22 protein-coding genes are annotated in these 23901 nt (G+C 72.5%); all 22 read right to left on the reverse strand.

The genetic code is table 11. The features are described from left to right. The gene (locus QWY29_RS09455; protein WP_300960481.1) at positions 1 to 1389 is read right to left on the reverse strand and encodes a dihydrolipoyl dehydrogenase family protein; all 1389 of its coding nucleotides are present in this window, start codon (positions 1387 to 1389) and stop codon (positions 1 to 3) included. 69 nt (positions 1390 to 1458) lie between these two features. Then, the gene (gene nusB, locus QWY29_RS09460; protein ID WP_300960482.1) at positions 1459 to 1878 is read right to left on the reverse strand and encodes a transcription antitermination factor NusB; all 420 of its coding nucleotides are present in this window, start codon (positions 1876 to 1878) and stop codon (positions 1459 to 1461) included. Continuing rightward, complete coding sequence (gene efp / locus QWY29_RS09465; protein ID WP_166188930.1) at positions 1878 to 2441, reverse strand: elongation factor P; 564 nt, start codon at positions 2439 to 2441, stop codon at positions 1878 to 1880. The genes nusB and efp overlap by 1 nt, the downstream gene beginning before the upstream one ends. A 178-nt stretch (positions 2442 to 2619) precedes the next feature. Then, positions 2620 to 3048 (reverse strand): type II 3-dehydroquinate dehydratase, encoded by a 429-nt coding sequence (locus tag QWY29_RS09470; protein WP_300960483.1) that lies wholly within the window; start codon positions 3046 to 3048, stop codon positions 2620 to 2622. Next, positions 3045 to 4163, reverse strand: coding sequence for a 3-dehydroquinate synthase (gene aroB / locus QWY29_RS09475; protein WP_300960484.1), 1119 nt, complete (start codon positions 4161 to 4163; stop codon positions 3045 to 3047). Before aroB ends, QWY29_RS09470 begins: the two co-directional genes overlap by 4 nt. A 14-nt stretch (positions 4164 to 4177) precedes the next feature. Continuing rightward, positions 4178 to 4651: a shikimate kinase gene (locus QWY29_RS09480; protein ID WP_300960777.1), complete on the reverse strand. Its 474-nt coding sequence runs from the start codon at positions 4649 to 4651 to the stop codon at positions 4178 to 4180. Positions 4652 to 4692: 41 nt separating this feature from the next. Then, a complete protein-coding gene (gene aroC, locus QWY29_RS09485) occupies positions 4693 to 5871 on the reverse strand; it encodes a chorismate synthase (protein ID WP_300960485.1) in 1179 nt (392 codons plus the stop codon). Between the two features lie 40 nt (positions 5872 to 5911). Then, complete coding sequence (locus tag QWY29_RS09490; protein WP_300960486.1) at positions 5912 to 6718, reverse strand: prepilin peptidase; 807 nt, start codon at positions 6716 to 6718, stop codon at positions 5912 to 5914. After that, entirely contained in the window at positions 6715 to 7578 is an 864-nt protein-coding gene (locus QWY29_RS09495) for a shikimate dehydrogenase (protein ID WP_300960487.1), read from the reverse strand. Before QWY29_RS09495 ends, QWY29_RS09490 begins: the two co-directional genes overlap by 4 nt. After that, positions 7578 to 8744 (reverse strand): endolytic transglycosylase MltG, encoded by a 1167-nt coding sequence (gene mltG / locus QWY29_RS09500; RefSeq protein ID WP_300960488.1) that lies wholly within the window; start codon positions 8742 to 8744, stop codon positions 7578 to 7580. Before mltG ends, QWY29_RS09495 begins: the two co-directional genes overlap by 1 nt. Further along, positions 8741 to 9232 (reverse strand): Holliday junction resolvase RuvX, encoded by a 492-nt coding sequence (gene ruvX, locus QWY29_RS09505; protein ID WP_300960489.1) that lies wholly within the window; start codon positions 9230 to 9232, stop codon positions 8741 to 8743. The genes mltG and ruvX overlap by 4 nt, the downstream gene beginning before the upstream one ends. After that, entirely contained in the window at positions 9229 to 11907 is a 2679-nt protein-coding gene (alaS, locus tag QWY29_RS09510; RefSeq protein ID WP_300960490.1) for an alanine--tRNA ligase, read from the reverse strand. Before alaS ends, ruvX begins: the two co-directional genes overlap by 4 nt. Next, a complete protein-coding gene (locus QWY29_RS09515) occupies positions 11907 to 12281 on the reverse strand; it encodes a DUF6167 family protein (protein ID WP_300960491.1) in 375 nt (124 codons plus the stop codon). The genes alaS and QWY29_RS09515 overlap by 1 nt, the downstream gene beginning before the upstream one ends. Beyond that, positions 12278 to 12829 (reverse strand): hypothetical protein, encoded by a 552-nt coding sequence (locus QWY29_RS09520; RefSeq protein ID WP_300960492.1) that lies wholly within the window; start codon positions 12827 to 12829, stop codon positions 12278 to 12280. The genes QWY29_RS09515 and QWY29_RS09520 overlap by 4 nt, the downstream gene beginning before the upstream one ends. Positions 12830 to 12840: 11 nt before the next feature. Further along, positions 12841 to 14229, reverse strand: coding sequence for a replication-associated recombination protein A (locus tag QWY29_RS09525; RefSeq protein ID WP_300960493.1), 1389 nt, complete (start codon positions 14227 to 14229; stop codon positions 12841 to 12843). A gap of 10 nt (positions 14230 to 14239) precedes the next feature. Next, the gene (locus QWY29_RS09530) at positions 14240 to 15433 is read right to left on the reverse strand and encodes an ABC transporter ATP-binding protein (RefSeq protein ID WP_439117417.1); all 1194 of its coding nucleotides are present in this window, start codon (positions 15431 to 15433) and stop codon (positions 14240 to 14242) included. Between the two features lie 2 nt (positions 15434 to 15435). Then, positions 15436 to 16437 carry an ABC transporter ATP-binding protein gene (locus tag QWY29_RS09535; protein WP_336621837.1) on the reverse strand — a complete coding sequence of 334 codons (1002 nt, stop codon included), beginning with the start codon at positions 16435 to 16437 and terminating at the stop codon, positions 15436 to 15438. 33 nt (positions 16438 to 16470) lie between these two features. Further along, a complete protein-coding gene (locus QWY29_RS09540; protein WP_300960496.1) occupies positions 16471 to 17487 on the reverse strand; it encodes an ABC transporter permease in 1017 nt (338 codons plus the stop codon). Positions 17488 to 17670: 183 nt separating this feature from the next. Continuing rightward, positions 17671 to 19407: an ABC transporter substrate-binding protein gene (locus QWY29_RS09545; protein ID WP_300960497.1), complete on the reverse strand. Its 1737-nt coding sequence runs from the start codon at positions 19405 to 19407 to the stop codon at positions 17671 to 17673. Between the two features lie 123 nt (positions 19408 to 19530). Then, the gene (locus tag QWY29_RS09550; protein WP_300960498.1) at positions 19531 to 20544 is read right to left on the reverse strand and encodes an ABC transporter permease; all 1014 of its coding nucleotides are present in this window, start codon (positions 20542 to 20544) and stop codon (positions 19531 to 19533) included. 206 nt (positions 20545 to 20750) lie between these two features. Continuing rightward, positions 20751 to 22547, reverse strand: coding sequence for an aspartate--tRNA ligase (gene aspS, locus QWY29_RS09555; protein ID WP_300960499.1), 1797 nt, complete (start codon positions 22545 to 22547; stop codon positions 20751 to 20753). Next, positions 22544 to 23899 (reverse strand): histidine--tRNA ligase, encoded by a 1356-nt coding sequence (gene hisS / locus QWY29_RS09560; RefSeq protein ID WP_300960500.1) that lies wholly within the window; start codon positions 23897 to 23899, stop codon positions 22544 to 22546. Before hisS ends, aspS begins: the two co-directional genes overlap by 4 nt. Positions 23900 to 23901: the final 2 nt, after the last annotated feature.

Below are 23901 nucleotides of genomic sequence, written 5' to 3' on the forward strand. Positions count from 1 at the left end.
TCAGTTACCCAGGTCTGCCAGCGCGGACTCGATCGCCCGGGAGAACGTCGGGTAGGCCCAGATCATCGTGCGCAGCCGGTCGACGGGGACCTCCGCGTGGACGGCGACCGCGAGCGCGTGCAGCACCTCGCCGCCCGCCGGGCCGACGACGGTCGCCCCGACGAGCACGCCGCGGTCGGCGTCCTCGACGAGCTTGACCAGGCCCGCCGCCCCGGGGCCGTGCACGAAGCCGCGCGAGGAGGACTCCATCGGCGTCGACCCGGTCCGCACCCGCAGCCCGGCGTCGCGCGCCTGCTGCTCGGTCATCCCGACGCCGGCGACCTCGGGGTCGGTGAAGGTCACGTGCGGCACCGCGGAGTACGCCGCCGACGGACCGTCCTGCTCGAGCACGTCGCGCAGCGCGATGGCGGACTGGTACATCGACACGTGCGTGTAGGCGCCGTGCCCGGTCACGTCGCCGACGACCCAGAGGCCCTCGGCCGCCCGCAGCCGCTCGTCGACCTCGACGCTCCGCGCGGACGGGTCGAGCCCGACGGTGTCGAGGCCGAGCCCGTCGAGGTTCGGGGTGCGGCCGGTGGCGACGAGCAGCCGGTCGCCGGTGACCCGCTCCTCCCCCACCATCACCGTGAAGCCGCCGTCGGCCCACCGGACCTCGCTGGTCTCCGCGCCGGTGACCACCCGCACGCCCTCCTCGGCGAGCACCCGCTCGAGGGCGGCCGACGCCTCGGGCTCGTCGTGCGGCAGCAGCCGCTCGTTGTGCTGGAGCACGGTGACCCGGGAGCCGAACCGCGCGAAGACCTGGGCCAGCTCGCAGCCGATCGGGCCGCCGCCGAGCACCACCAGCGACGCCGGCACCTCGGTGGCCTGCAGCGCCTCGCGGTTGGTCCAGTAGGGCGTGCCCTCCAGGCCGGGCACCGGCGGCGCCGCGGGACGGGTGCCGGGGTTGACCACGACGCCGCGGCGGGCCGTGTAGGCGCGGGTCGAGCCGTCGCGCAGCTCGACGAGCACGCGGCGTACCCCGTCGAGGCGGGCGGTGCCGTGGTGGACGGTCGCGCCGGCGTCCTCGAGCCGGCGGACCGCGACGGTGTCGTCCCAGTCGTCGGTCGCCTCCTCGCGGATCCGGCGGGCCACCGGCGCCCAGGACGGCGTGACGTCGACGTCGCCGGCGAGCGTCCCCGCGCGGCGGGCCTCGGCGAGGGTGCCGGCGGCGCGGAGCATCATCTTGGACGGGATGCACCCGTAGTAGGGGCACTCACCGCCCACCAGGTGCTTGTCGACCGCGACCACCGAGAGCCCGGCCTGCGCCGCTCCGGTGGCGAGGGCCTCGCCGCCGGGCCCCAGGCCGACGACGACGAGGTCCACCTCGTGCTCGTGCTGCTCGTTGCTCATCGCGCCAGCATGGCGCGACGGGTCAAGCCCGGCCCCCGCTGACGATGCAGGGGCCGCCCGCCGGGGGCGTCAGTCCAGGCTCGCCTTGTTGCGCGAGAGGTTGCCCAGCACGCCGTTGACGAACTGCGGCGACTCGTCGGTCGACAGGTCGCGCACGAGGGCCATCGCCTCGCTGATCGCGACCGAGTCAGGGACGTCCTCGGCGTAGAGCAGCTCCCACAGGCCCAGGCGCAGGACGTTGCGGTCGACCGCCGGCATCCGCTCCAGGGTCCAGCCCTCGGAGTAGTCGCGCAGCAGGCCGTCGATGCGGTCCTGGTGCTCGACCACGCCGCGCACCAGCGTCGCGGTGTAGTCGTTGGTCGGGCCCTCGCCCTCCGCGATCGCCCGGTCGAGCGCCTCGACCGGCGACTCGCCCCGCATGTCGGAGGCGTAGAGCACGTCGAGCGCGCGCTTGCGGGCCTTGGAGCGGGCCGTCGAACGAGCCGCCATCAGGACTTGACGCGTCCCAGGTAGGAGGAGTCGCGGGTGTCGACCTTGACCTTCTCGCCCTGGTTGATGAAGAGCGGCACCTGGATCTCGTGACCGGTCTCCAGCGTCGCCGGCTTGGTGCGGCCGGTCGCGGAGTCGCCGGCGAGGCCGGGCTCGGTGAAGGTGATGACGAGCTCGACCGAGGCCGGCATCTCGATGAACAGGACGCGGCCCTCGTTGGTGGCCACGATGACCTCCTGGTTCTCCAGGAGGAAGTTCTGAGCGTCGCCGACGATCTCGGGGGCGACCTCGAGCTGGTCGTAGGACTGGACGTCCATGAAGACGAACGAGGTGCCGTCGTTGTAGAGGTACTGCATGGTGCGACGGTCGACCGTGGCGGTCTCGACCTTGGTGCCGGCGTTGAAGGTCTTGTCGACGTTCTTGCCCGACTCGACGTTGCGGAGCTTGGTCCGCACGAAGGCGGGGCCCTTGCCCGGCTTGACGTGCTGGAACTCCACCACGGACCAGAGCTGCCCGTCGATGTTGAGGACCATGCCGTTCTTGAGGTCGTTCGTCGTTGCCATGCGCGCGTTGTCAGCCTTCGTCGTCGTCCGGTGGGCGGAGGTGCTCGTGGCCGCCCGCTGGGCGCCTCCGGGCACGGCGCACGAGTCTACCGGCGCGGCGCTCCTTCCCCCGAATACGGGCCTCGTGCTGCCCGGCGAGCGCCAGGGCGCACGGTGGGCAGCACGAGGCCGCAGGGGGTCAGCCGCGTGCGAGCACCTCGAGGGCCATGCGGTAGCCGTCGACGCCGTGGCCCGCGACGACCTCCACGGCGTACGCCGTCACGACCGAGTGGTGCCGGAACTCCTCGGGCCGCTGCTTCGGGTCCGAGAGGTGCACCTCGACCAGCGGCGCCTCGAGCTGGGCGCACGCGTCGAGCACGGCGTAGGAGTAGTGCGTCCAGGCCGCGGCGTTGAGCACCACCGGCGTGCGGTCGTCGGCCGCCTCGTTGAGCCAGTCGACCATCACGCCCTCGTGGTTGGTCTGGCGCACCTCGACCTCGAGGCCGAGGTCGGCGCCCCACGCCACGCAGAGCTCGACGAGCTCCGCGTGGGTCGTGGTGCCGTAGATCTCGGGCTGGCGACGGCCGAGCCGGCCGAGGTTCGGCCCGTTGAGGACGAGGACCCTCACGGCTGGTCCGGTGCCTCGTCCCCGAGCTCGAGGGCGGCGTACGCCGCGCGCAGGTTGTCCTCCGACGGCCCGGCCAGCACGGCCGGCCGTGCGACGTCGTCGAGCACCACGAACCGCAGCTGCGAGCCGCGGGTCTTCTTGTCCACGCGCATGACCGCGAGCACGTCCTCGAAGGACGGCCCGGTCATGCCGGTCGGCAGCCCGAAGCGGCCCAGCACGTCGCGGTGGCGCTGCACGAGCTCGGGACCGATCCGGCCCTCGAGCCGCGCCAGCTCGGCGACGTACACGCAGCCGAGGGAGACGGCCTCGCCGTGGCGGATGGAGTAGCCGCTGACCGCCTCGATCGCGTGGCCCAGGGTGTGGCCGTAGTTGAGCACCTCGCGGCCCGGGTGGCCGTCGCGGCCGCCGGTCTCGCGCAGGTCGTCGACGACGACGTCGATCTTGACGCGGATGGCCCGCTCGACCAGCTCGCGCAGCACCGGGTCGTCGACGTCGAGGGTGCCGGGCTCGACCGACTCGGCGAGACGGAGGATCTCGGGATCGGCGATGAAGCCGCACTTGATGACCTCGGCGAGCCCGGAGACGAGCTCCTCGCCGGCGAGGGTGCGCAGGTAGGACAGGTCGCACAGCACGCCGGCCGGCTCGTGGAAGGCGCCGACGAGGTTCTTGCCCGCGTCGGTGTTGACGGCCGTCTTGCCGCCGACCGCGGCGTCGACCATCGCCAGCAGCGTGGTGGGCACGTGCACGACGCGGACGCCGCGCAGCCAGGTCGCGGCGACGAAGCCGCCGAGGTCGGTCGTCGCGCCGCCACCGAGGGTGACGACGGCGTCGGAGCGGGTGAAGCCCTCCTCGCCGAGCGCGTTCCAGATCTCGGCCGCGACCTCGACGGACTTGCACTCCTCGCCCTCGGGCACCGCGAAGACCAGCACCTCGCGCTCGCCCAGGGTCTCGACGAGGGCGTCGGCGTAGGGCTGGAGGCGGGTGTCCACCACGAGCGCGACCCGCTCGGCGGCGTCGCCGACCAGCGCCGGCAGGTGGCCGGCCAGGTCGGTGCCGACCACGACGTCGTACGGCGACGCGCCGCCGACGTGCAGGGTGGTCGCGGTGGTGCTCACGGGGGTGGGGTCAGTCATCGGGAGAGGGCCTCCAGGATCTCGTCGGCGACCTGCTGGGGGGTGCGCCCGTCGGTGTCGACGACCAGGGTGGCCACCGACTCGTACACCGGCGTCCGCTCGTCGAGCAGCGCCTTGACCCGCGACCGTACGCCACCGAGCAGCAGCGGCCGCGTCGTGCCGAGGCCGACCCGCTTGACGGCGTCGGCCAGGCCCACGCGCAGGAAGACCACGCGGTGGCCGGCGAGCCGCTCGCGGGTCGCCGGGTCGAGGACCGCTCCCCCGCCGAGCGCCAGGACGCCGTCGTGCTCGGCGAGCGCGGTGGCGACGGCGTCGGCCTCGAGCCGCCGGAAGTGCGCCTCGCCGGAGTCGACGAAGATGTCGGAGACCGAGCGGCCCTCGGCCGCCTCGACGTCCTGGTCGGTGTCCCGCGCGGTCGTGCCCCAGGCGTCGGCGAGCAGCCCGGCCACGGTGGTCTTGCCGGCCCCCATCGGGCCGACGAGCACCGCCCGCGGGCCGTGCGTCGCGGCGCTCACCGGTAGCGCAGGGTGGCGAGGTAGGACTCGGCGTTGCGCCGGGTCTCCCCCACCGAGTCGCCGCCGAACTTCTCGGTCACCGCGTCCGCGAGCACCAGCGCGACCATCGCCTCGGCGACGATGCCGGCCGCGGGGACCGCGCACACGTCGGAGCGCTGGTGGTGGGCGACGGCCTCCTCGCCGGTCGCGACGTCGACGGTGCGCAGCGCGCGGGGCACGGTCGCGATGGGCTTCATCGCGGCCCGCACGCGCAGCACCTCGCCGGTGGTCATGCCGCCCTCGGTGCCGCCGGAGCGGCCGGAGACGCGGCGGATGCCCTCGTCGGTCGGGACGATCTCGTCGTGGGCGAGCGAGCCGGGGGTGGCGGCGAGCTCGAAGCCGTCGCCGACCTCGACGCCCTTGATCGCCTGGATGCCCATGAGAGCGCCGGCGAGCCGCGAGTCGAGGCGGCGGTCCCAGTGGACGTGGGAGCCCAGGCCCGGCGGCAGGCCGTGCACGACGACCTCCACGACGCCGCCGAGGGTGTCGCCGTCCTTGTGGGCGGCGTCGATGCGCTCGACCATCCGCTGGGACGTGTCGCCGTCCAGGCAGCGCACCGGGTCCTCGTCGAGCCGCGCGACGTCGTCGGCCTGCGGCCACAGCCCGTCGGGGGCGCGGACCCCGCCCAGCTCGATGACGTGGGAGACGATGCGGGCGCCGACGGCCTGCTCGAGGAAGTTGCTGGCCACCCGGCCCAGCGCGACACGGGCGGCGGTCTCACGGGCCGACGCGCGCTCGAGGATCGGCCGGGCGTCCTCGAAGTCGTACTTCTGCATGCCGGCGAGGTCGGCGTGGCCCGGGCGGGGCCGGGTCAGCGGCGCGTTGCGCGCCATCGTCGCCAGCTCCTCGGGGTCGACCGGGTCGGCGGCCATCACCTTGTCCCACTTGGGCCACTCGGTGTTGCCGACCTCGATCGCGACCGGGCCGCCCTGGGTCCGGCCGTGGCGGACGCCGCCGACGAGCGTGACCTGGTCCTGCTCGAACTTCATCCGCGCGCCGCGGCCGTAGCCGAGCCGGCGGCGGGCCAGGGAGTCCTGGATGTCGGAGGAGGTGACCTCGACGTGGGCGGGGAGGCCCTCGAGGATCGCGACCAGGGAGGGGCCGTGGGACTCGCCCGCGGTGAGCCAACGCAGCATGGGCGTCAGTCTCCCACGAGGCTCCGGCGCGACCGGACGCTCACCCGGTCACGAGACCGTCGAGCACCGGCTCCCCGATCCACACGCCCATCAGCGCCGCCACCAGCATGAACGGGCCGAAGGGGAACGCCTTGCGCTCCACCACCCGCAGCAGCGACAGCAGGCCGCCGCCGACCCCGCCGAGCAGGAACCCGCCGTAGACCCCGACGAGCAGCTCGCCCCACCCGAGGTGGCCCAGCGCGATGCCGAGCAGGCCGGCCAGGCGGACGTCGCCGTAGCCCAGGCCGCGGGGGTGGACGAACCACAGCACGAAGAAGATGCCGCCCGCGACCAACCAGCCCCAGAAGGCGCGCACCAGGTCGTCGGTCCCGCCGGTCACCAGCCAGGTCACCAGCGTCAGCGCGATCGTGACGAGGTACGTCGGCGCGATGACCTTCGTCGGCAGCAGCCGCGTCCGCCAGTCGACGACCGCGAGCGCGACCGAGACCGGCACGAGCGGCACCAGCGGGAGCAGGTCCCACGTGGCCCCGACCGACCACCCGACGAGCGCGCCGGCCGCCGCGGAGGCGAGCGCCGCCCGCCACACCAGCCCGGGCAGCCGGGCGATGTCGACGTAGGGCTCCTTGGGTCCCTCGTCGTCGACCGTCGGTGCAGCCGGGGTCGAGGGCGACGACCCGGACGGCGCGGCCGGCAGCACGGTCGGCAGCGGCACGTCCTGCTCGGCGACCGCGTCGTCGGTGGTGACCGGCTCCGGCTCGGGCACCCGGGCGATGAGCGCCGGCACGAGCAGCCCGAGGCCGCCGCAGAGGAGCGCCAGCGCGACGGTGGCGACGACCTGGTCGCTCACCCCGCGCCCGTCCCCGATCCGGTCGCCGATCCGGTCGCCCGGCGCAGGGCGGCCTCACCGGCGGCACGCATCGCCGCCACCGACGGCAGCCGGCCGGTGAACAGCTCCACCTGGAGCGCCGCCTGGTGTACCAGCAGGTCGAGCCCGGCGACCAGCACCCGACCCGCACCGGTCCGGTCGTCGAGGACCGAGGCGGCCAGCGGGGTCGGCCAGGGGTCGTAGACGACCTCGAAGACCACCGGGACGCCGCGGCAGCCGTCGACCAGCACGTCGGTCTGCGCCGCGGCCGGGATCGTGGACACGACGACGTCGGCCACGGGCGCGTCGTCCAGCGACGCGAGCACGACCTCGGGCGCGGCGGGGTGGCGGCGTACGGCCTCGGCGGCCTCGGCGCCCCGGGCGGCCGACCTGACGTGCAGCGTCAGCCGCTCCGCGCCCAGGTCGCACAGGGCGAGGCCGGTCGAGGCGGCGGTGGCTCCCCCGCCCAGCACGGCACCGGTGGTGACCGGGCCGGCGTGCCGCTCGCGGACCGCGGCGACCGCGCCGGGCAGGTCGGTGTTGTCGGCGAGCCTGCCGCCGGTCCCGCCCGCACCGCCCAGCACGAGGGTGTTGGCCGCGCCGACCAGGGTCGCGCGGTCGGTCACCTCGTCGGCCAGCCCCATCAGCTCGCGCTTGAGCGGCATGGTCAGCGACAGGCCGCGCCAGGTGTCGTCGAGCCCGGTGAGGAAGTCGGCGAGCCCACCGGCGGGCACCCGGACGGCGTCGTAGGTCCAGTCCAGGCCGAGCTCGGCGTACGCCGCCCGGTGCAGCACCGGCGAGAGCGAGTGGGCGATCGGGTCGCCGAGGACGGCGCAGCGCATCAGCAGCGGTCGGACTCGTTGGCGCAGTAGTCGTCGAGCTCCCCGCGGAAGGACAGGAACTCGTCGTAGGACTCGGTGAACTTGGTCTCGCCGGTCTCGAGGTTCACCGTCACGTAGAACAGCCACGGCCCGTCGGCCGGCGTCGTGGCGGCCTTGATCGCCGCGTCGCCCGGCGCCTCGATCGGCCCCGGCGGCAGGCCCGGCTGCTTGTAGGTGTTGTACGGCGAGTCCGCGACCGAGTCGATCTCGGCGGTCGTCAGCCGGGCGATCGGGCTCTTGTCGAGGGCGTAGTTGACCGCCGCGTCGATCTGCAGCAGCCCGTTGGTGACGCCGTTGTCGGGGTTCTCGAGGCGGTTGTAGATGACCCGCGCGACCTTGGGCATGTCGTCGCCGCGGCCCTCGGCCTCGACCAGGCTGGCGACCGTCATCAGCTCGTGGGGGGTGTAGCCGAGCCGGTCGGCGGCCTCCTCGAGACCGGCCTCGTCGGCGGCCTGGCGCCACCGCTCCACCATGGCGGAGACCATGTCGACCGGCTTGGCGTTGGGGCCGAAGGAGTAGGTCGAGGGGAACAGGTAGCCCTCGGGGTTGCCGTCGGCGTAGTCGGGCAGGCCGATGCGGTCGGGCTGGGCGAGCACCTTCTCGAACGCCGCGGCGCCGAACTCGGTCCGCTCGGCGAGGATCGCGACGACCTGGTCGACGTTGAGCCCCTCGGGGACCGTCACGGCGTTGGTGACGATGTTGGCGGGGTCGACGAGCACGTCGATCGCGTCCTCGGCCGCCATCTCCCGCCTGAGCGGGTAGAACCCGACCTGGATCCCCGAGGAGTCGGGGTTGGCGCTCGCGGCGTCGATGCAGGCCTGGACCGACGCAACGACCTCGTCGGCCTTGAGCCCGCGGCAGATCGCGGCGCTGGAGTCGCCCTCGACGACCTCGAAGGCCACCTTGCCGGTTCCGGGGCCGGCGAAGTCGTCGGGGTCGGCGAACTGGTCCTCGACCCAGCCGATCCCCTTGGTCACCGCGAACCACAGGCCGCCGGCGACGATCGCCAGCGCGACCAGGACCGCCAGGCAGCCGGGCAGGTTGCGGCGCTTGCGGCGCCGGCGCCCGCCCTCGACGGGTCGCTCGCCGGGCAGCAGGGGCTCGCTCGGCTGGCTCGGGTCGCTCACTGGGTCTCCTCGGGCTCCTCGGGCGCTGCCCGGACGATCTCGCCGGGGGCGGTCCCCGTCGCACGCTCGGTGTCGAGCGCGTGCTGCAGGATCAGGACTGCTGCGGCCTGGTCGACGACGGCCCGGCGCTTGCTGCCGGACCGACCACGGTCGCGGAGCATAGCCTCCGCCGACACGGTGGTCAGCCGCTCGTCGACGAGCCGCACCGGGGTCGGTGCGACCCGCTGCGCCAGCCGGTCGGCGAACTCACGCGTCTTGACCGCCGCCGGCCCCTCGCCGCCGGACAGGCTGCGCGGCAGCCCGACGACGACCTCGGCGACCTCGGACTCCGCAGCGATGTCGCGCAGGATCCGCGCGATCCGCGCGAGGTCGCCCTTGCCGCGGCGCACGGTCTCGACGGGCGTGGCGAGGAACCCGGTCGGGTCGCTGCGCGCCACGCCGATCCGGGCGTCGCCCGGGTCGATGCCGAGCCGTACGCCGTGCCTCAAGCGCGTGCCGTCCGCGCGACCTCGGTGGTCACCAGCGCGAGCGCCTCGTCGACCCGCGTCGCGTCGGTGCCGCCGCCCTGGGCCACGTCGTCCTTGCCGCCGCCCTTGCCGCCGACCAGCGGGCCGACCGCGCGGACCAGGGCGTTGGCCGAGAGGCCCCGCTCGCGGCCGGCGTCGTTGACCGCCGCGACGACCGAGACCTTGCCGTCGGCCACGCCGACGACGACCACGACGCCGGGCTCGCCCTGGGGCAGCCGGCCGCGGACGTCCATCGCGAGCGTGCGCACGTCGCCGCCGGCGGCACCGTCGGCGCGGTGCGCCACCACGTGGACGCCGCCGACGACCTCGGCCGCGGCCGCGAGCTGGCCGCCCGCGGCGAGCAGCTGGGCCACCCGGGCCTTCTCGGCCTCCTTCTCGACCGCCCGCAGGCGGTCGACGAGCTCGGAGACCCGGCCGACGAGGTCGTCGGGCTGCGTCTTGAGCAGGCCGGTGAGCTGGCTGACGACGTCGCGCTCGCGGGCGAGGTAGGCGAAGCCCTCGACGCCGGTGAAGGCCTCGATGCGGCGGTTGCCGGAGCCGACCGACGACTCGCCGGTGACGACGACCGTCCCGATCTGCGAGGAGTGGTCGACGTGCGTGCCGCCGCAGAGCTCGCGCGACCACGGGCCGCCGATCTCGACCACGCGCACCTGGGAGTCGTCATACGTCTCGCCGAAGAGCGCGATCGCGCCCCAGTCCTTGGCCTCGGGGAGCGTCATGTACTGCCAGGAGACCGGCAGGTCGGCGCGCAGCGCGTGGTTGGAGACCTGCTCGATGTCGCGGACCTGCTCCGCGCTCAGCCCGGTCGTCCAGCCGAAGTCGAGGCGGAGGTATCCCGGGCGGTTGTAGGAGCCGGACTGCAGCGCGGTGGGGCCGAGCACCTCGCGCAGCGCCGCGTGGACCACGTGGGTGCCCGAGTGCGCCTGCCGCGCGCCGGTCCGCCACTCGGGGTCGACGCGGGCGTGCAGCGCCGCGGCGCCGGCGTCGAGCTCGCCGTCGACCACGCGGACCTGGTGCACCACCAGGCCGCGGACCGGCCGCTGGACGTCCAGCACCTCGAGCCGGCCGCCGTCGAACTCGATGATGCCCGCGTCGGCCGCCTGGCCGCCGGACTCGGCGTAGAACGGGGTGCGGTCGAGCACCAGCTCGCCGACCTCGCCGGCGGCCAGCGAGCGCGCCGGCGCGCCACCGGAGAGCAGCGCCAGCGGGCGCGACTCGGTCTCGAGCGTCTCGTAGGCCAGCCACTCGGTGGGGCCGTGCGCGTCGAGGATGCCGCGGTAGACGCCGGTGTCGGCGTGCTGGCCCTTCTTGGAGCGGGCGTCGGCCTTCGCCCGCTCGCGCTGCTCGGTCATGAGCGCGCGGAAGCCGTCCTCGTCGACGCTCAGCCCGGCCTCGGAGGCCATCTCGAGGGTGAGGTCGATCGGGAAGCCATACGTGTCGTGCAGGGCGAACGCCTTGTCGCCGGTCAGCCGGGTCTCCCCCGACGCCTTCACCTGCTGGGCGGCCTGGTCGAAGATCTGCGTGCCGGCCTGGAGGGTCTTGCGGAAGGCGTCCTCCTCGGCGTACGCCACCCGGCTGATGCGCTCGAAGTCGGCCTCGAGCTCGGGGTAGGACGCCTTCATCCGGCTCATGCTGACCGGGAGCAGCTCGGGCAGGGAGCGGTCCTCGTAGCCCAGCAGCCGCATCGAGCGCACCGCGCGGCGCAGCAGCCGGCGCAGCACGTAGCCGCGCGCCTCGTTGCCCGGCGTGACGCCGTCACCGATGAGCATCAGCGCGCTGCGCACGTGGTCGGCGACGACGCGGAACCGGACGTCGTCCTCGGCGCTGGCGCCGTAGGCCCGGCCGGTCAGCTCGCTGGCCCGCTCGATGACGGGGAAGACCTCGTCGATCTCGTACATGTTCTGCTTGCCCTGGAGCAGGTAGGCGACCCGCTCCAGGCCCATGCCGGTGTCGATGTTCTTCGCCGGCAGCGGGCCCTCGACGTCGAAGTCGTCCTTGGCCCGCACGGCGCTGAGCGACTCCTGCATGAAGACGAGGTTCCAGATCTCCAGGAACCGGTCCTCGTCGGCGTTCGGGCCCCCGTCGGGGCCGAATTCCGGCCCGCGGTCGACGTAGATCTCCGAGCACGGACCGCCCGGCCCGGGCACGCCCATCGACCAATAGTTGTCCTTGAGCCCGCGCTCCTGGATGCGCTCCTCGGGCAGGCCGGCGATCGAGCGCCACAGCTCGCGCGCCTCGTCGTCGCTCGGCAGCACCGTGACCCAGATCTTCTCGGGGTCGAAGCCGAGGCCGCCCTCCTCGACGGAGCCGGTGATCAGGCTCCAGGCGAAGCGGATCGCCCCCTCCTTGAAGTAGTCGCCGAAGGAGAAGTTGCCGCACATCTGGAAGAACGTGCCGTGCCGCGTGGTCTTGCCGACCTCCTCGATGTCGAGGGTGCGCACGCACTTCTGCACGCTCACGGCGCGGTCGTAGGGCGCGCTCTCCTGGCCGAGGAAGTACGGCTTGAACGGCACCATGCCGGCGTTGACGAACAGCAGGTTGGGGTCGTCGAGCAGCAGCGACGCGGACGGGACGACCGTGTGCGCGTTGGCCTCGAAGTGGGCCACGAACCGCCGGCGGATCTCCGCGGTCTCCATCAGGTGGTGCCTTCCTCGTGTGCTTCGTGGGTGGTGTGACCGGCTGGTCGAGGAGGGCGGGCAGCGCCCGTCCCGAGACCCGCCGGGGTGGTCGTGGTGGTCGCGGTGGTGGTGCTGGTGGGGGTGGCCGGGGCCGCCGGAGCCGCCAGCTCGGGCGTCCCGGCGGGGGTGAGCCCGAGCCGGGCGCGCAGGTCGACCTCGGCGTCGGCCTTGCCCTGGGCGACCTCGTCGCGGAGCAGCCGGGCGCCGTGCGTGAGGCCGTTCCACCGGTCGCGGAGCCCGTCGGCGGTGAGCGCCTCGGCGGCGCGGCGGCCACGCACCATGGCGTAGACCCCCGTTCCGGCCCCGGCGACGAACCAGAGGCCGCGGCTCATGCCGCGCCAGCCTCGGGGCTGGGCTCGGCGGCGCGCCGCCGGGCCTCCCAGTCGCGGCGTGCGGCGCGCTGGTCCGCGCGCCGCTGCTTGCGCGAGCGGCGGACCTCGCGCCTGACCTCGAAGCGGACGCGGTTGCGGGTCTCCGGCGCCAGGGCCCGGCGCAGCCCGGCAGCCAGCGAGCCGACCTGCACGACGGACTCGCGCAGCACGACGTCCGCGAAGAGCGGTGCGGGTACGACGGGTGCCCGGTCGGCCGCCGCGGGCCCGGCGCCGTCGGGGGCGTCGAGGTCCCCGACGCGGGTGATCACGTACTCCTCCGCGGGGCGGGTGGCCGGGGGCGCGTCGCTCGCGAGCAGGCGCTGCTCGACGGCCTCGACGCGGGCCCGGAGCTCCTCGGCCTCGACCCGCGCGCGGGCGGCGGCCTGCTCGGCGCGGCGCCGGCCGCGTGCGGCGGTCACCCCGAGGACGAGCGTGACCGCGAGCAGGACCAGCAGCGCCACGGCTGCCGCGACCACCGCCCAGACCGGCAGGCTCCACTCCTCGACCATGGTGCCCGACCCTACCGTCCGGACCGCTTGCCCTTCGCGGCCGGACCGCCCGCGCCGCGCACCAGGCGGCGTACCCGCTGCCACCGCTCCTTGACCGCGGCCTCGGCGCCCAGCGAGGTCGGCTGGTAGTACTCGCGGTCGAGCACGACGTCGGGTGCGTACTGCTGCTCGGCGACGCCGAAGGGCTCGTCGTGGCTGTACTTGTACGTCGACCCGTGGCCGAGCTTCTTGGCCCCGGAGTAGTGCGCGTCGCGCAGGTGCGCGGGGACCGGACCGATCTTGCCCGCACGCACGTCGGCGACGGCGGCGCCGATGGCGGTCGTGACGGCGTTCGACTTCGGCGCGACCGCCAGGGCGATCGTCGCGTGCGCGAGGGTCAGCTGTGCCTCGGGCATGCCGATCAGCTGCACCGTCTGGGCCGCGGCCACCGCGGTCGGCAGGGCGGTCGGGTCCGCGAGGCCGATGTCCTCGCTGGCGAGGATCATCAGCCGGCGCGCGATGAAGCGGGGGTCCTCCCCCGCCTCCATCATCCGGGCGAGGTAGTGCAGCGCGGCGTCGGCGTCGGAGCCGCGCACGGACTTGATGAAGGCGCTGGTCACGTCGTAGTGCTGGTCGCCCTGGCGGTCGTAGCGGACCGCGGCCTGGTCGACGGCGGTCTCGGCCATCTCGAGGGTCACCACGTCGGACCCGCGGGCCGAGGCGGCCCCGGCCGCGGCCTCGAGGTAGGTCAGCGACCGCCGGGCGTCGCCGCCCGCGAGACGGACCAGGTGCTCGAGCGCCTCCTCCTCGACGGTGAAGCGTCCGTCGAGCCCGCGCTCGTCGACCAGCGCCTGGTCGAGCACCCCGCGGATGTGGTCGTCGGTCAGCGACTCCAGCCGCAGAAGCAGGCTGCGGGAGAGCAGCGGGGATATGACGCTGAAGAACGGGTTCTCGGTGGTGGCCGCCACCAGCGTCACCCAGCGGTTCTCCACGCCTGGGAGCAGCGCGTCCTGCTGGGCCTTGCTGAACCGGTGCACCTCGTCGACGAAGAGCACGGTCTCCCGCCCGGTCGCCACCAGCTCCGCGCGGGCGGTGTCGATGGCCGCGCGCACCTCTTTCACCCCGGCCGAGACCGCGGAGACCTCGACGAAGCGCCGGTCGGTCTGCTGGCTCACGATCGAGGCGATCGTGGTCTTTCCGGTGCCGGGCGGGCCCCACAGCAGCAACGACATCGACTGCTCGTTCTCGATCAGCTGGCGCAGCGGCGCACCGGGGGCGCGCAGCTGCTCCTGGCCGACGAGCTCGTCGAGGGTCCGCGGACGCATCCGCACCGCGAGGGGGCTGGACGCGTGGGCCGCCGACGACAAGGAGCCGCGGCCGGTGACCGGCCGCGGCTCCTCCGCGTCGAACAGCCCTTCCACGAGGTGGGGCTCAGGCGCTCTCGTCCCGGACCATCCGCCGGCCCGGGAAGTCGTACCAGGTGTCGCTGTAGCCCGAGTCCGTGCCGAGGCCCGGCGTCGGGTCGGTGCCCGGGACGCGGTCGCCGTGCCGGTCCACCCCGAGCAGGGGCGCGGTGACGGGCTCAGCCGGGTGGTGGCCGATCTCGCCGGCGAAGTGGCAGGCCACCTTGTGCCGGCGACCGATCTGCAGCAGCGGCGGCTCCACCGCGGCGCAGATGTCCTGGGCGTAGGAGCACCGGGTCCGGAACCGGCAGCCCGAGGGCGGGTTGATCGGGCTGGGCACGTCGCCCTGCAGCTGGATGCGCTCGCGCCGGCCGCCGATCGCCGCCTGCTTCACGTCGGGAGCCGCGGAGAGCAGCGCCTGGGTGTAGGGGTGGTTGGCGTGCTGGTAGATCGCGTCCCGCTCGCCGATCTCGACGATCTTGCCGAGGTACATGACCGCGATCTCCGGGCAGAAGTGCCGGACCACCGCGAGGTCGTGGGCCACGAACAGGAAGCCGATGTTGAACTCGCGCTGGATGTCCTGGAGCAGGTTGATCACCTGCGCCTGGATCGACACGTCGAGCGCAGAGACCGGCTCGTCGGCGACGAGCAGCTTGGGCTGCAACGTGAGCGCCCGGGCGATGCCGATGCGCTGGCGCTGGCCGCCGGAGAACTCGTGCGGGTAGCGGTTGTAGTGCTCGGGGTTGAGGCCGACGATCTCCAGCAGCTCCTGGACCCGGGGCAGCACCTGCTTCTTGGGCACGACGTCGTGGATCTCCAGCGGCGTCCCGATGATCCGGCCCACGGTGTGGCGGGGGTTCAGCGAGCCGTACGGGTCCTGGAAGATCATCTGGATGTCGCGGCGCAGGGGCTTGAGCTGGCGCGGACCCAGGCCGGCGATGTCGCGGCCCTCGAAGTGGATGCTGCCGTCGGTCGGCTTGTAGAGCCGCGTGACGAGCCGGCCGGTCGTGGACTTGCCACAGCCGGACTCCCCGACCAGGCCCAGCGAACCGCCGGACTCGATCTGGAAGCTGATGCCGTCGACGGCCTGGACGTGCCCGACGGTGCGTCGGATGAGCCCGGAAGACTTCACCGGGAAGTACATCTGCAGGTCACGGACGTCGAGCAGGGGTGCGCTCCCGTCCGTGGCGGTCGAAGGGCCTGTGGGGGCCGCGTCGGTCATGGTCATGACCGGGCCACCTCCTCCTCGTTCGGGACGGTCGGGTCGGTCAGGTGGCACCGCTTGAGGTGCCCCGGACCGCGCGAGCCGGGGGTGAGATCCGGCTGCTGCGTGACGCACAGGTCGCCGGCGACCTGGTCCTTGTAGCGGCAGCGCGGGTGGAAGGCACAGCCCTTGGGCGGGCTGAGCAGGCTGGGCGGCGTGCCCGGGATCGGCACGAGCTTCTCGTCCACGTCCGCGGTGAGGTCCGGGACGCTGGAGAGCAGGCCCCAGGTGTAGGGCATCTCCGGGTGGGTGAGCAGCTCCTTGGTCGGGCCGTACTCGACGGCCTTGCCGGCGTACATCACCAGCACGTCGTCCGCCATCTCGGCCACGACGCCGAGGTCGTGGGTGATGATGATGATGCCGGTGTTGAACTCCCGCTGGAGCTTCTGCAGGAGGTCGAGGATCTGCGCCTGCACCGTCACGTCGAGCGCGGTCGTCGGCTCGTCGGCGATCACCAGGCTCGGGTCGTTGATGAGCGCCATCGCGATCATCGCGCGCTGGCGCATGCCGCCCGAGAACTGGTGCGGGTAGTCGTCCACCCGGCGGTCGGGCTGCGGGATGCCCACGAGCTCGAGCATCTCGACGACCCGGGTGCGGGCCGCCTTCTTGTTCACGTCGTGGTGCACCCGGTAGGCCTCGGCGATCTGGTTGCCGACCGTGTAGTAGGGGTGCATCGCGGAGAGCGGGTCCTGGAAGATCATCGCGACCTCCTTGCCCCGGCGCTGCCGCATCTCCTCGTCGGTGATGGTGAGCAGGTTGGTGCCGTCGAGCAGGATCTCGCCGCTGACCTGCGCGTTCGTCCCGCGGTGCAGGCCGAGGATGGCCGAGCTGGACACGGACTTGCCCGAGCCGGACTCACCCACGATGCCGAGGGTCTTGCCTCGGGCCAGGTCGTACGAGAGGCCGTCGGTCGCCTTGACGACGCCGTCGGGCGTCGGGAAGTGCACGCGAAGGTCTCGCACGCTGAGGAAGTTGTCCACCGTCTGAGTCTCTTCCTACCCGAGCCGGACTCGGGGATCGATGAAGGCGTAGGAGATGTCCACGATGATGTTCATGAGGATCACGAACGAGCCGGCCAGCACCACGACGCCGATGACGGTGGGCAGGTCCCACGCGTCGCTCGCCTGCACCGTCAGCAGGCCGAGGCCCGGGTAGGCGAAGACGGACTCGGTGATGATCGCGCCGCCCAGCAGGGTCGCGAAGTCCAGGCCGGTCATCGTCACCAGCGGGGTCAGCGCCGCGCGCAGGCCGTGCTTGAAGAGCACCTTGCGCTGCTTGAGGCCCTTGGCCTTCGCCGTGCGGATGTAGTCCTCGGTCATCGACTCCAGCATGAACGCGCGCGTCATGCGCACGTAGCCGGCCATGAAGACCAGGGCCAGGGTGAACGCCGGGACGATCAGGTTGCCCAGCCAGGAGGCCAGTCCGCCGTCCGCCAGCGACACGTAGGTCGGGTAGGGCCACAGCTCCCACTTGACCGCGAAGTACTTCAGGAAGAAGACCGCGATGAAGAAGGTGGGGAACGCGTAGGCCACCAGGGTCAGGCCGACGATGCCGCGGTCGATGAAGGAGCCCTTGAAGACCGCCGCGAGGATGCCGAAGAGCACGCCGCCGACCAGCCACATCACCAGGGCGACGAGCGCCAGGGAGATCGAGACGGGAGCGGCCTCCTTGACGAGGTCGTTGACCGTCGAGGAGTTGAGGTGGGAGTAGCCCAGGCAGGGGGCAGCGCAGTGCGTGACCACCTCGGGTGCCGCTGCGCGCAGCTCCTCGTCGGCGGGGAAGTCACGGCCGGCGACGACGCCCTTCATGAACAGGCCCCACTGCTCGTAGACCGGCTTGTCGTAGCCGAGAGCGGCCCGGGCCTGGTCGCGCTGCTGCTCGCTGCAGTTCTTGCCGCAGGCGTAGCGCGCCGGGTCGACGGGCGAGGCGAAGAAGAGGACGAAGGTCACCAGGGTCAGCGCCAGCAGCAGCGCGACGCCGATGAACAACCGGCGGACGATGTATGCCCACATCGGTCGGGTCTCACCTCAATCGAGGTCGTCGGGGAGCACCCCGGGTGGGGGTGCGTGCGTGTCGTGGCCCGACGCGGGGTGGGTCGGGCCGGGGGTCCTGTGCCAGGACCCGGTGAGGTGCCGGGTGCGCGGTGTTCGCGCACCCGGCACCTCGGGGTTCAGCTGTGCCGGGTCAGGCAGTGGTCACTGCGTGACGCCGATGAGGCCGATCTCCGGGTAGGACGACGACGCGGCGGTCGTCGTGAAGCCGGTGACCTGCGAGCCGTACAGCCAGTTGAACTTGCTGACGTCCAGCGGGATGTAGGCGACGTCCTCGCCGAGCTTGGCGTCGGCCTCGACGAGGGTCTCGACCTGCGAGTCGATGTCCGAGGCGTTGGCGGCCTCGTCGACCAGGGCCTCGAAGTCCTCGTCCTGGTAGCAGCCGTAGTTCTGGCCACACGTGGTGGGCGAGAAGTTCGGGCGGCTGTCGAACAGCGGCGGGATGACGGTCATGGCCGACGGCCAGTCAGCACCCCAACCACCCCAGGTGATGTCGAACTCGTCGTCGGGACGCGAGATGACGTCGTAGTAGGTGTCACCCTGCGGCTCGAGCGTGACGTCGAAGCCGGCAGCGTTCCAGCCCTCCTGGACGACGGCCATCGCCTTGTCGGCGGTGGGCGAGGTCGGGTACGCGAGGCTGATCTCGACCGGCATCTTCACGCCGGCCTCCTCGAGCATGGCCCGGGCGGCGTCGGGGTCGCCGTCGTTGCTGTTGTCCTCGGCGAAGGCCGGGTTCTCGGTCGAGCCCGAGACGCCCGGGTTGATGATCGTCTCGGCCGGGGCCGACGCGACCTCCCCACCGAGGGCCTTGACGTAGCCGTTGAGGTCCAGCGACGCAGCCAGCGCACGACGGACGTTGACGTCCTTCATGACCTCGCTGTTGAAGTTCGGCGAGAGGTACTGGTTGTACGGCGAGAGCACGTTGACGTAGCGCTCCTCGACCGGCCCGGTGATCTGCGGGAACTGGGTCGGCGCGACGCGCGCGGTCGTGATCGCGTTCTTCACGTCCGCGGCGTCCTGGATGAGGCGGTCGTTGAAGAGCTCACCGGCGGTGTCGGACGGGTCGATCTGGTAGTCGATCTGGTCCGGCAGCGCGAGGCGCAGGGCCTCCGGGTCGTCGGTGGCCGGGTCGTAGTTCTCGTTGCGGACCAGCGTGGCGCCCTTGTTCTTGCTCCACTCACCGCCCTCGACCTTGTACGGGCCGTTGGAGAGGACCTTCCACTGGGACTTGGCGCCCTCGTCGAACTCCTCCTTGTACGGGTCGGTCATCATCATGCCCGCGATGGCCTGGGGGAAGTCCGCCCACGGCTTGTTGAAGCGGAAGGTGATGGTCTTGCCGTCACAGCTCACGGCCTCGTCGAAGGCGGCCTGCTGCTCCGGCGTCGCCTTGTACGGACCGGGGTAGTCCTCCACGTCGATGTAGCTGAGCGTGTAGTTCGGGCCACCGGTGATCAGGTCGTTGGCGAAGACGCGCGAGGTGCCGTACTGGACGTCCTCACACGTGATGTCGCTGCCGTCCTCCCACTTGACGCCGTCCTTGAGGGTGAACTCCCAGACCTTGCCGCCCTCGGACGAGGTGCCGGTGTCGGTCGCGAGGTCGGGCACCGGGGTCGTGGCGACCTCGGGGTCCTCGGACATCGGGAACGCGAGCAGGCCGCGGTAGATCAGGCGGCGGTACCAGGCGAGCTGCACGCCGTAGTAGATGCGCTGCGGGTCGGCGGACTCGTACGGGAAGTGCTGCAGCACCTTGAGGGTGCCGCCCTTCTCGCCGGCGACGGCAGCGTTGCTCCCGGAGTTGTTCCCGGAGCTGCTGTCGTCGCTGTCACCACCACAGGCGGCCAGGAGCGACAGCCCCAGGAGCGAGGCGGCGGTCGACGCCACCGTCCTCCTCAACTTCATACCCATTCAACTTCCTCCTTCGGTGCGCCGCGCAGGGGCGGCGGGAGCTTCGACGACGCCGTGCCGTCGAGACTGGGGGTTGCGTGCGTGATCACCCGACGGGTGTCACTGGTGTCCCTTCGGGTCCAGCGCGTCGCGCAGACCGTCGCCGAGCAGGTTGAAGCTCACGACGATCAGGGCGATGAGGATGGCCGGCACGAAGAAGTAGACCGGGTCGTTCTCGGCGAACCGCAGGGAGTCCGAGAGGACGTTGCCGAGTGTGGGCGTCGGCTGCTTGATGCTGACCTGCAGGAACGCGAGGGCGGCCTCGGCGGAGACGAACGCCGGCATGATCAGGGTGAAGGTCACCAGGATCGGCGCCCACAGGTTCGGCAGGATCTCGCGGAAGTAGAGCCGGAACTTCGAGGCACCCATCATCTGCGAGGCCGCGACGAACTCGCGCTCGCGCAGCGAGAGCACCTGGCCGCGCACGATGCGGGCGACACCGGTCCAGCCGAACAGCCCGAGCACCGTGACGACGTACAGCGCCTGGGCGGGGTTGCCCTCCGGGACCCCCAGCGTCTCGGTGATGAACGCGACCGCGACGGTGGAGAGCGCCAGCAGCATCAGGGTCTGCGGGAAGGCCAGGGTCAGGTCGATCGCGCGACCGATGATCGCGTCGACCCAGCCGCCGGAGGCGCCGGAGACGATGCCCAGGCTCACGCCGATGAGCACCGCGATGACCGTGGCGGTCAGCGAGATGGCCAACGAGAAGCTGATGCCGTACCAGACTCGCGAGAGCACGTCGCGGCCCACACCGGGCTCGACACCGAGCCAGTGGTCGCCGGAGATGCCGCCCCAGGCGCCGATGGGCAGCTGGAACTCGTTGAGCAGGTCCTGGTTGGTGGCGTACGGGTCGAGGAAGCCGACCTTCACCAGCAGCGGCGCGGAGATCGCGGCCAGGACGTAGAGGACCACGATGACCAGCGCGACCATCGAGAGCTTGTCCTTGAGGAACCGGGCCCGGGCCAGTTGTCCCGGGGACTTGCTGACGATCGGCCCGGAGCCGTCCGGCTCGGGCTGGTCCTCGTCCACGAAGTGGCTCTCGAGAGCGCTCTCCGGGGTGAGCGGTGCAGTCATGTCCCGCCTTGTGCGTTCGTTGGGTGGTCGATCGGCTGGTCGTGCCGGACGGGGGTACAGGGCCCACGTCGGCCGGGGGATCGCCCCGGCGCCGCAGCGACTCTAAGCGACCGTCCAGGAGGAATCGGTCACCGGCGTATAACGATCTGGACAACCAGGTCGCTCGGTGCGTCACAGCGTCGGGGGACGGCACGTCCCCCGGTGGTTCAGGCGGGCTGCTGCCCATCGGGGTCGGCGTCGCCGGCCTTCGCCGGGGGCGCGTCGACGCCGGCCTCCTTGCGCTGGGCAGGCGTGATCGGCGCAGGGGCCGCCGTCAGCGGGTCGAACCCGCCACCGGACTTCGGGAAGGCGATGACGTCGCGGATGGAGTCCGCGCCGGAGAGGATCGCGCAGATCCGGTCCATGCCCACGGCGATGCCGCCGTGGGGCGGGGCGCCGTACTTGAAGGCGTCGAGCAGGAAGCCGAACTTCTCCTGCGCCTCGTCCTCCCCGATGCCCATGACCGAGAAGACCCGCTTCTGGACGTCCTCGCGGTGGATACGGATCGACCCGCCACCGAGCTCGCTGCCGTTGCAGACGATGTCGTAGGCGTAGGCGAGCGCCTCGCCCGGGCTCTCCTCGAGGGTGTCGAGGAACTCCGGCTTGGGGCTGGTGAAGGCGTGGTGGACGGCAGTCCACGCTCCCCCGCCGACCGCGACGTCGCCGCTGGCGACCGCCTCGCTGGCCGGCTCGAAGAGCGGCGCGTCGACGACCCAGGTGAAGGCGAACGCCGAGGTGTCGATCAGGCCGCAGCGGCGACCGATCTCGAGGCGGGCGGCGCCCAGCAGGGCGCGGCTGGACTTGGTGGCGCCGGCGGCGAAGAAGATGCAGTCGCCCGGCTGGGCGCCGACGTGGGCGGCCAGGCCGGCCTTCTCCTCGTCGGTGATGTTCTTGGCGACCGGGCCGCCAAGGGTGCCGTCCTCCTGGACCAGGACGTAGGCCAGGCCCCGCGCGCCGCGCTGCTTGGCCCACTCCTGCCACGCGTCGAGCTGCTTGCGCGGCTGGCTCGCGCCGCCCGGCATGACCACGGCGCCGACGTACTCCGCCTGGAAGACGCGGAACGGGGTGTCCTTGAAGTAGTCGGTGCACTCGACCAGCTCGTTGCCCATCCGCAGGTCCGGCTTGTCCGAGCCGTACTTGGCCATCGCCTCGGCGTAGGTCATCCGCGGGATCGGGCGCGGGATCTCGACGTCGATGAGCTTCCACATCTCCGCGAGGACGTCCTCCATCAGCGCGATGACGTCCTCCTGCTCGACGAAGGACATCTCGATGTCGAGCTGGGTGAACTCCGGCTGGCGGTCGGCGCGGAAGTCCTCGTCGCGGTAGCAGCGCGCGATCTGGTAGTAGCGCTCCATGCCGCCGACCATGAGCAGCTGCTTGAACAGCTGCGGGCTCTGGGGCAGCGCGTACCAGCTGCCCGGGTGCAGGCGTGCGGGCACGAGGAAGTCGCGGGCGCCCTCGGGCGTGCTGCGGGTCAGCGTCGGGGTCTCGACCTCGACGAAGTCGTGGCGGTCCAGCACGTCGCGCGCGGCCTTGTTGACCTTGCTGCGCAGGCGGATGGCCGCGGCCGGGCCCGAGCGGCGCAGGTCGAGGTAGCGGTGCTTGAGGCGCACCTCCTCCCCCACGTCGACGTGGTCGGAGATCGGGAACGGCAGGGGCGCGGCGGTGCTGAGCACCTCGACCTGGGTGGCGACGACCTCGACCTGGCCGGTGGCCAGGTTGGGGTTCTCGTTGCCCTCCTTGCGGGCGGTCACCTCGCCGGTGACCTTCAGGCAGAACTCCGCGCGGAGCTGGTGGGCGACGTCCTCGTCGCGGATGACGACCTGGACGACGCCGCTGGCCTCGCGCAGGTCGATGAAGGCCACGCCACCGTGATCGCGACGGTTGGCCACCCACCCGGCGAGGGTGACGGTCTGGCCGACGTGCTCGGCGCGGAGGGCGCCGGCGCCATGGGTGCGGATCACTGCTGCTCCTGATCTGTGCTCGACACGACCTTCGGTCGGAGGTCGTCGGTGGGGGGTGTCCAGGTGGCCGGGTCCGCGGCCACCTGCTCCCCGGTGCGGATGTCCTTGACCTGGTGCTCGCCCGGCGCGTCGCCGGTGAACCAGACGTAGGGGATGCCCCGGCGCTCGGCGTACCGGATCTGCTTGCCGAACTTCTGCGCGGTCGCGGCGACCTCGCAGGGCACGCCGTTGGTGCGCAGGGCGGTCGCGATCGCGTCCGACTCCCCGCGGGTTTCCTCGCTGGTCAGCGCGACGAGGACGACGGAGGGGACCTTGCGGTCGGCGACGAGCGCGCCGCGGTTCAGCAGCGGCACGAGCACCCGGCTGACGCCGAGGGAGATGCCGACGCCGGGGTAGGTGGTCCGGCCGTCGCTGGCGAGCGCGTCGTAGCGGCCGCCGGAGCAGATCGAGCCGAGCGACTCGCTGCCCTGCAGGCGGGTCTCGAAGACGGTGCCGGTGTAGTAGTCCAGGCCGCGCGCGATCGACAGGTCGGCCTCGATCGAGACCTTCTCGCCGGTCAGGCCGGCGCAGCCGCGGACGAGGGCGGCGAGCTCGGCCAGGCCCTCCTCCAGCAGCGGGTCCTCGACGCCGAGGGCGCGCACCCGGTCGACGAACGAGTCGTCGGCGCTGCGGATCGTGGCCAGCTCCAGGCAGCGGTCGGCCTGCTCGGCGCTGAGGCCGGCCTCCTCGACGAGCATGCCCCGGACCGTGTCGGCGGGGAGCTTGTCGAGCTTGTCGACCAGCCGCATGACCTCGGCCGGGTCGGGGGCGCCGATGCCGGTGTAGAAGCCCTGGATGAGCTTGCGGTTGTTGACCTGGAGCCGGAACGGCGGCAGGAACTCGAGCCGCGACAGCGCGTCGACCATGACGCGGGTGACCTCGACGTCGTGGTGGAAGGGCAGCTCGTCCTTGCCGACGATGTCGATGTCGGCCTGGGTGAACTCGCGGTAGCGGCCGTCCTGCGGGCGCTCGCCGCGCCAGGCCTTCTGCACCTGGTAGCGGCGGAAGGGGAACTCCAGCTTGCCGGCGTTCTCCAGCACGAAGCGGGCGAACGGCACCGTCAGGTCGAAGTGCAGGCCCAGCCCGGCGTCGGTGCCGGCGTCGGTCTCCTGGAGCCGGCGCAGGACGTAGACCTCCTTGGAGGTGTCGCCCTTGCGCAGCAGCTGGTCCATCGGCTCGACCGCACGCGTCTCGATGCCGGCGAAGCCGTGCAGCTCGAAGACCTCGCGCAGGGTGTCGACGACCTGCTGCTCGACGAAGCGCTGCTCGGGGAGCAGCTCGGGGAACCCGCTCAGCGGGGTCGGCTTGGCCATGC

Origin of the sequence: Nocardioides abyssi (assembly GCF_030412915.1) — a bacterium.
Lineage (GTDB): Bacteria > Actinomycetota > Actinomycetes > Propionibacteriales > Nocardioidaceae > Nocardioides > Nocardioides abyssi.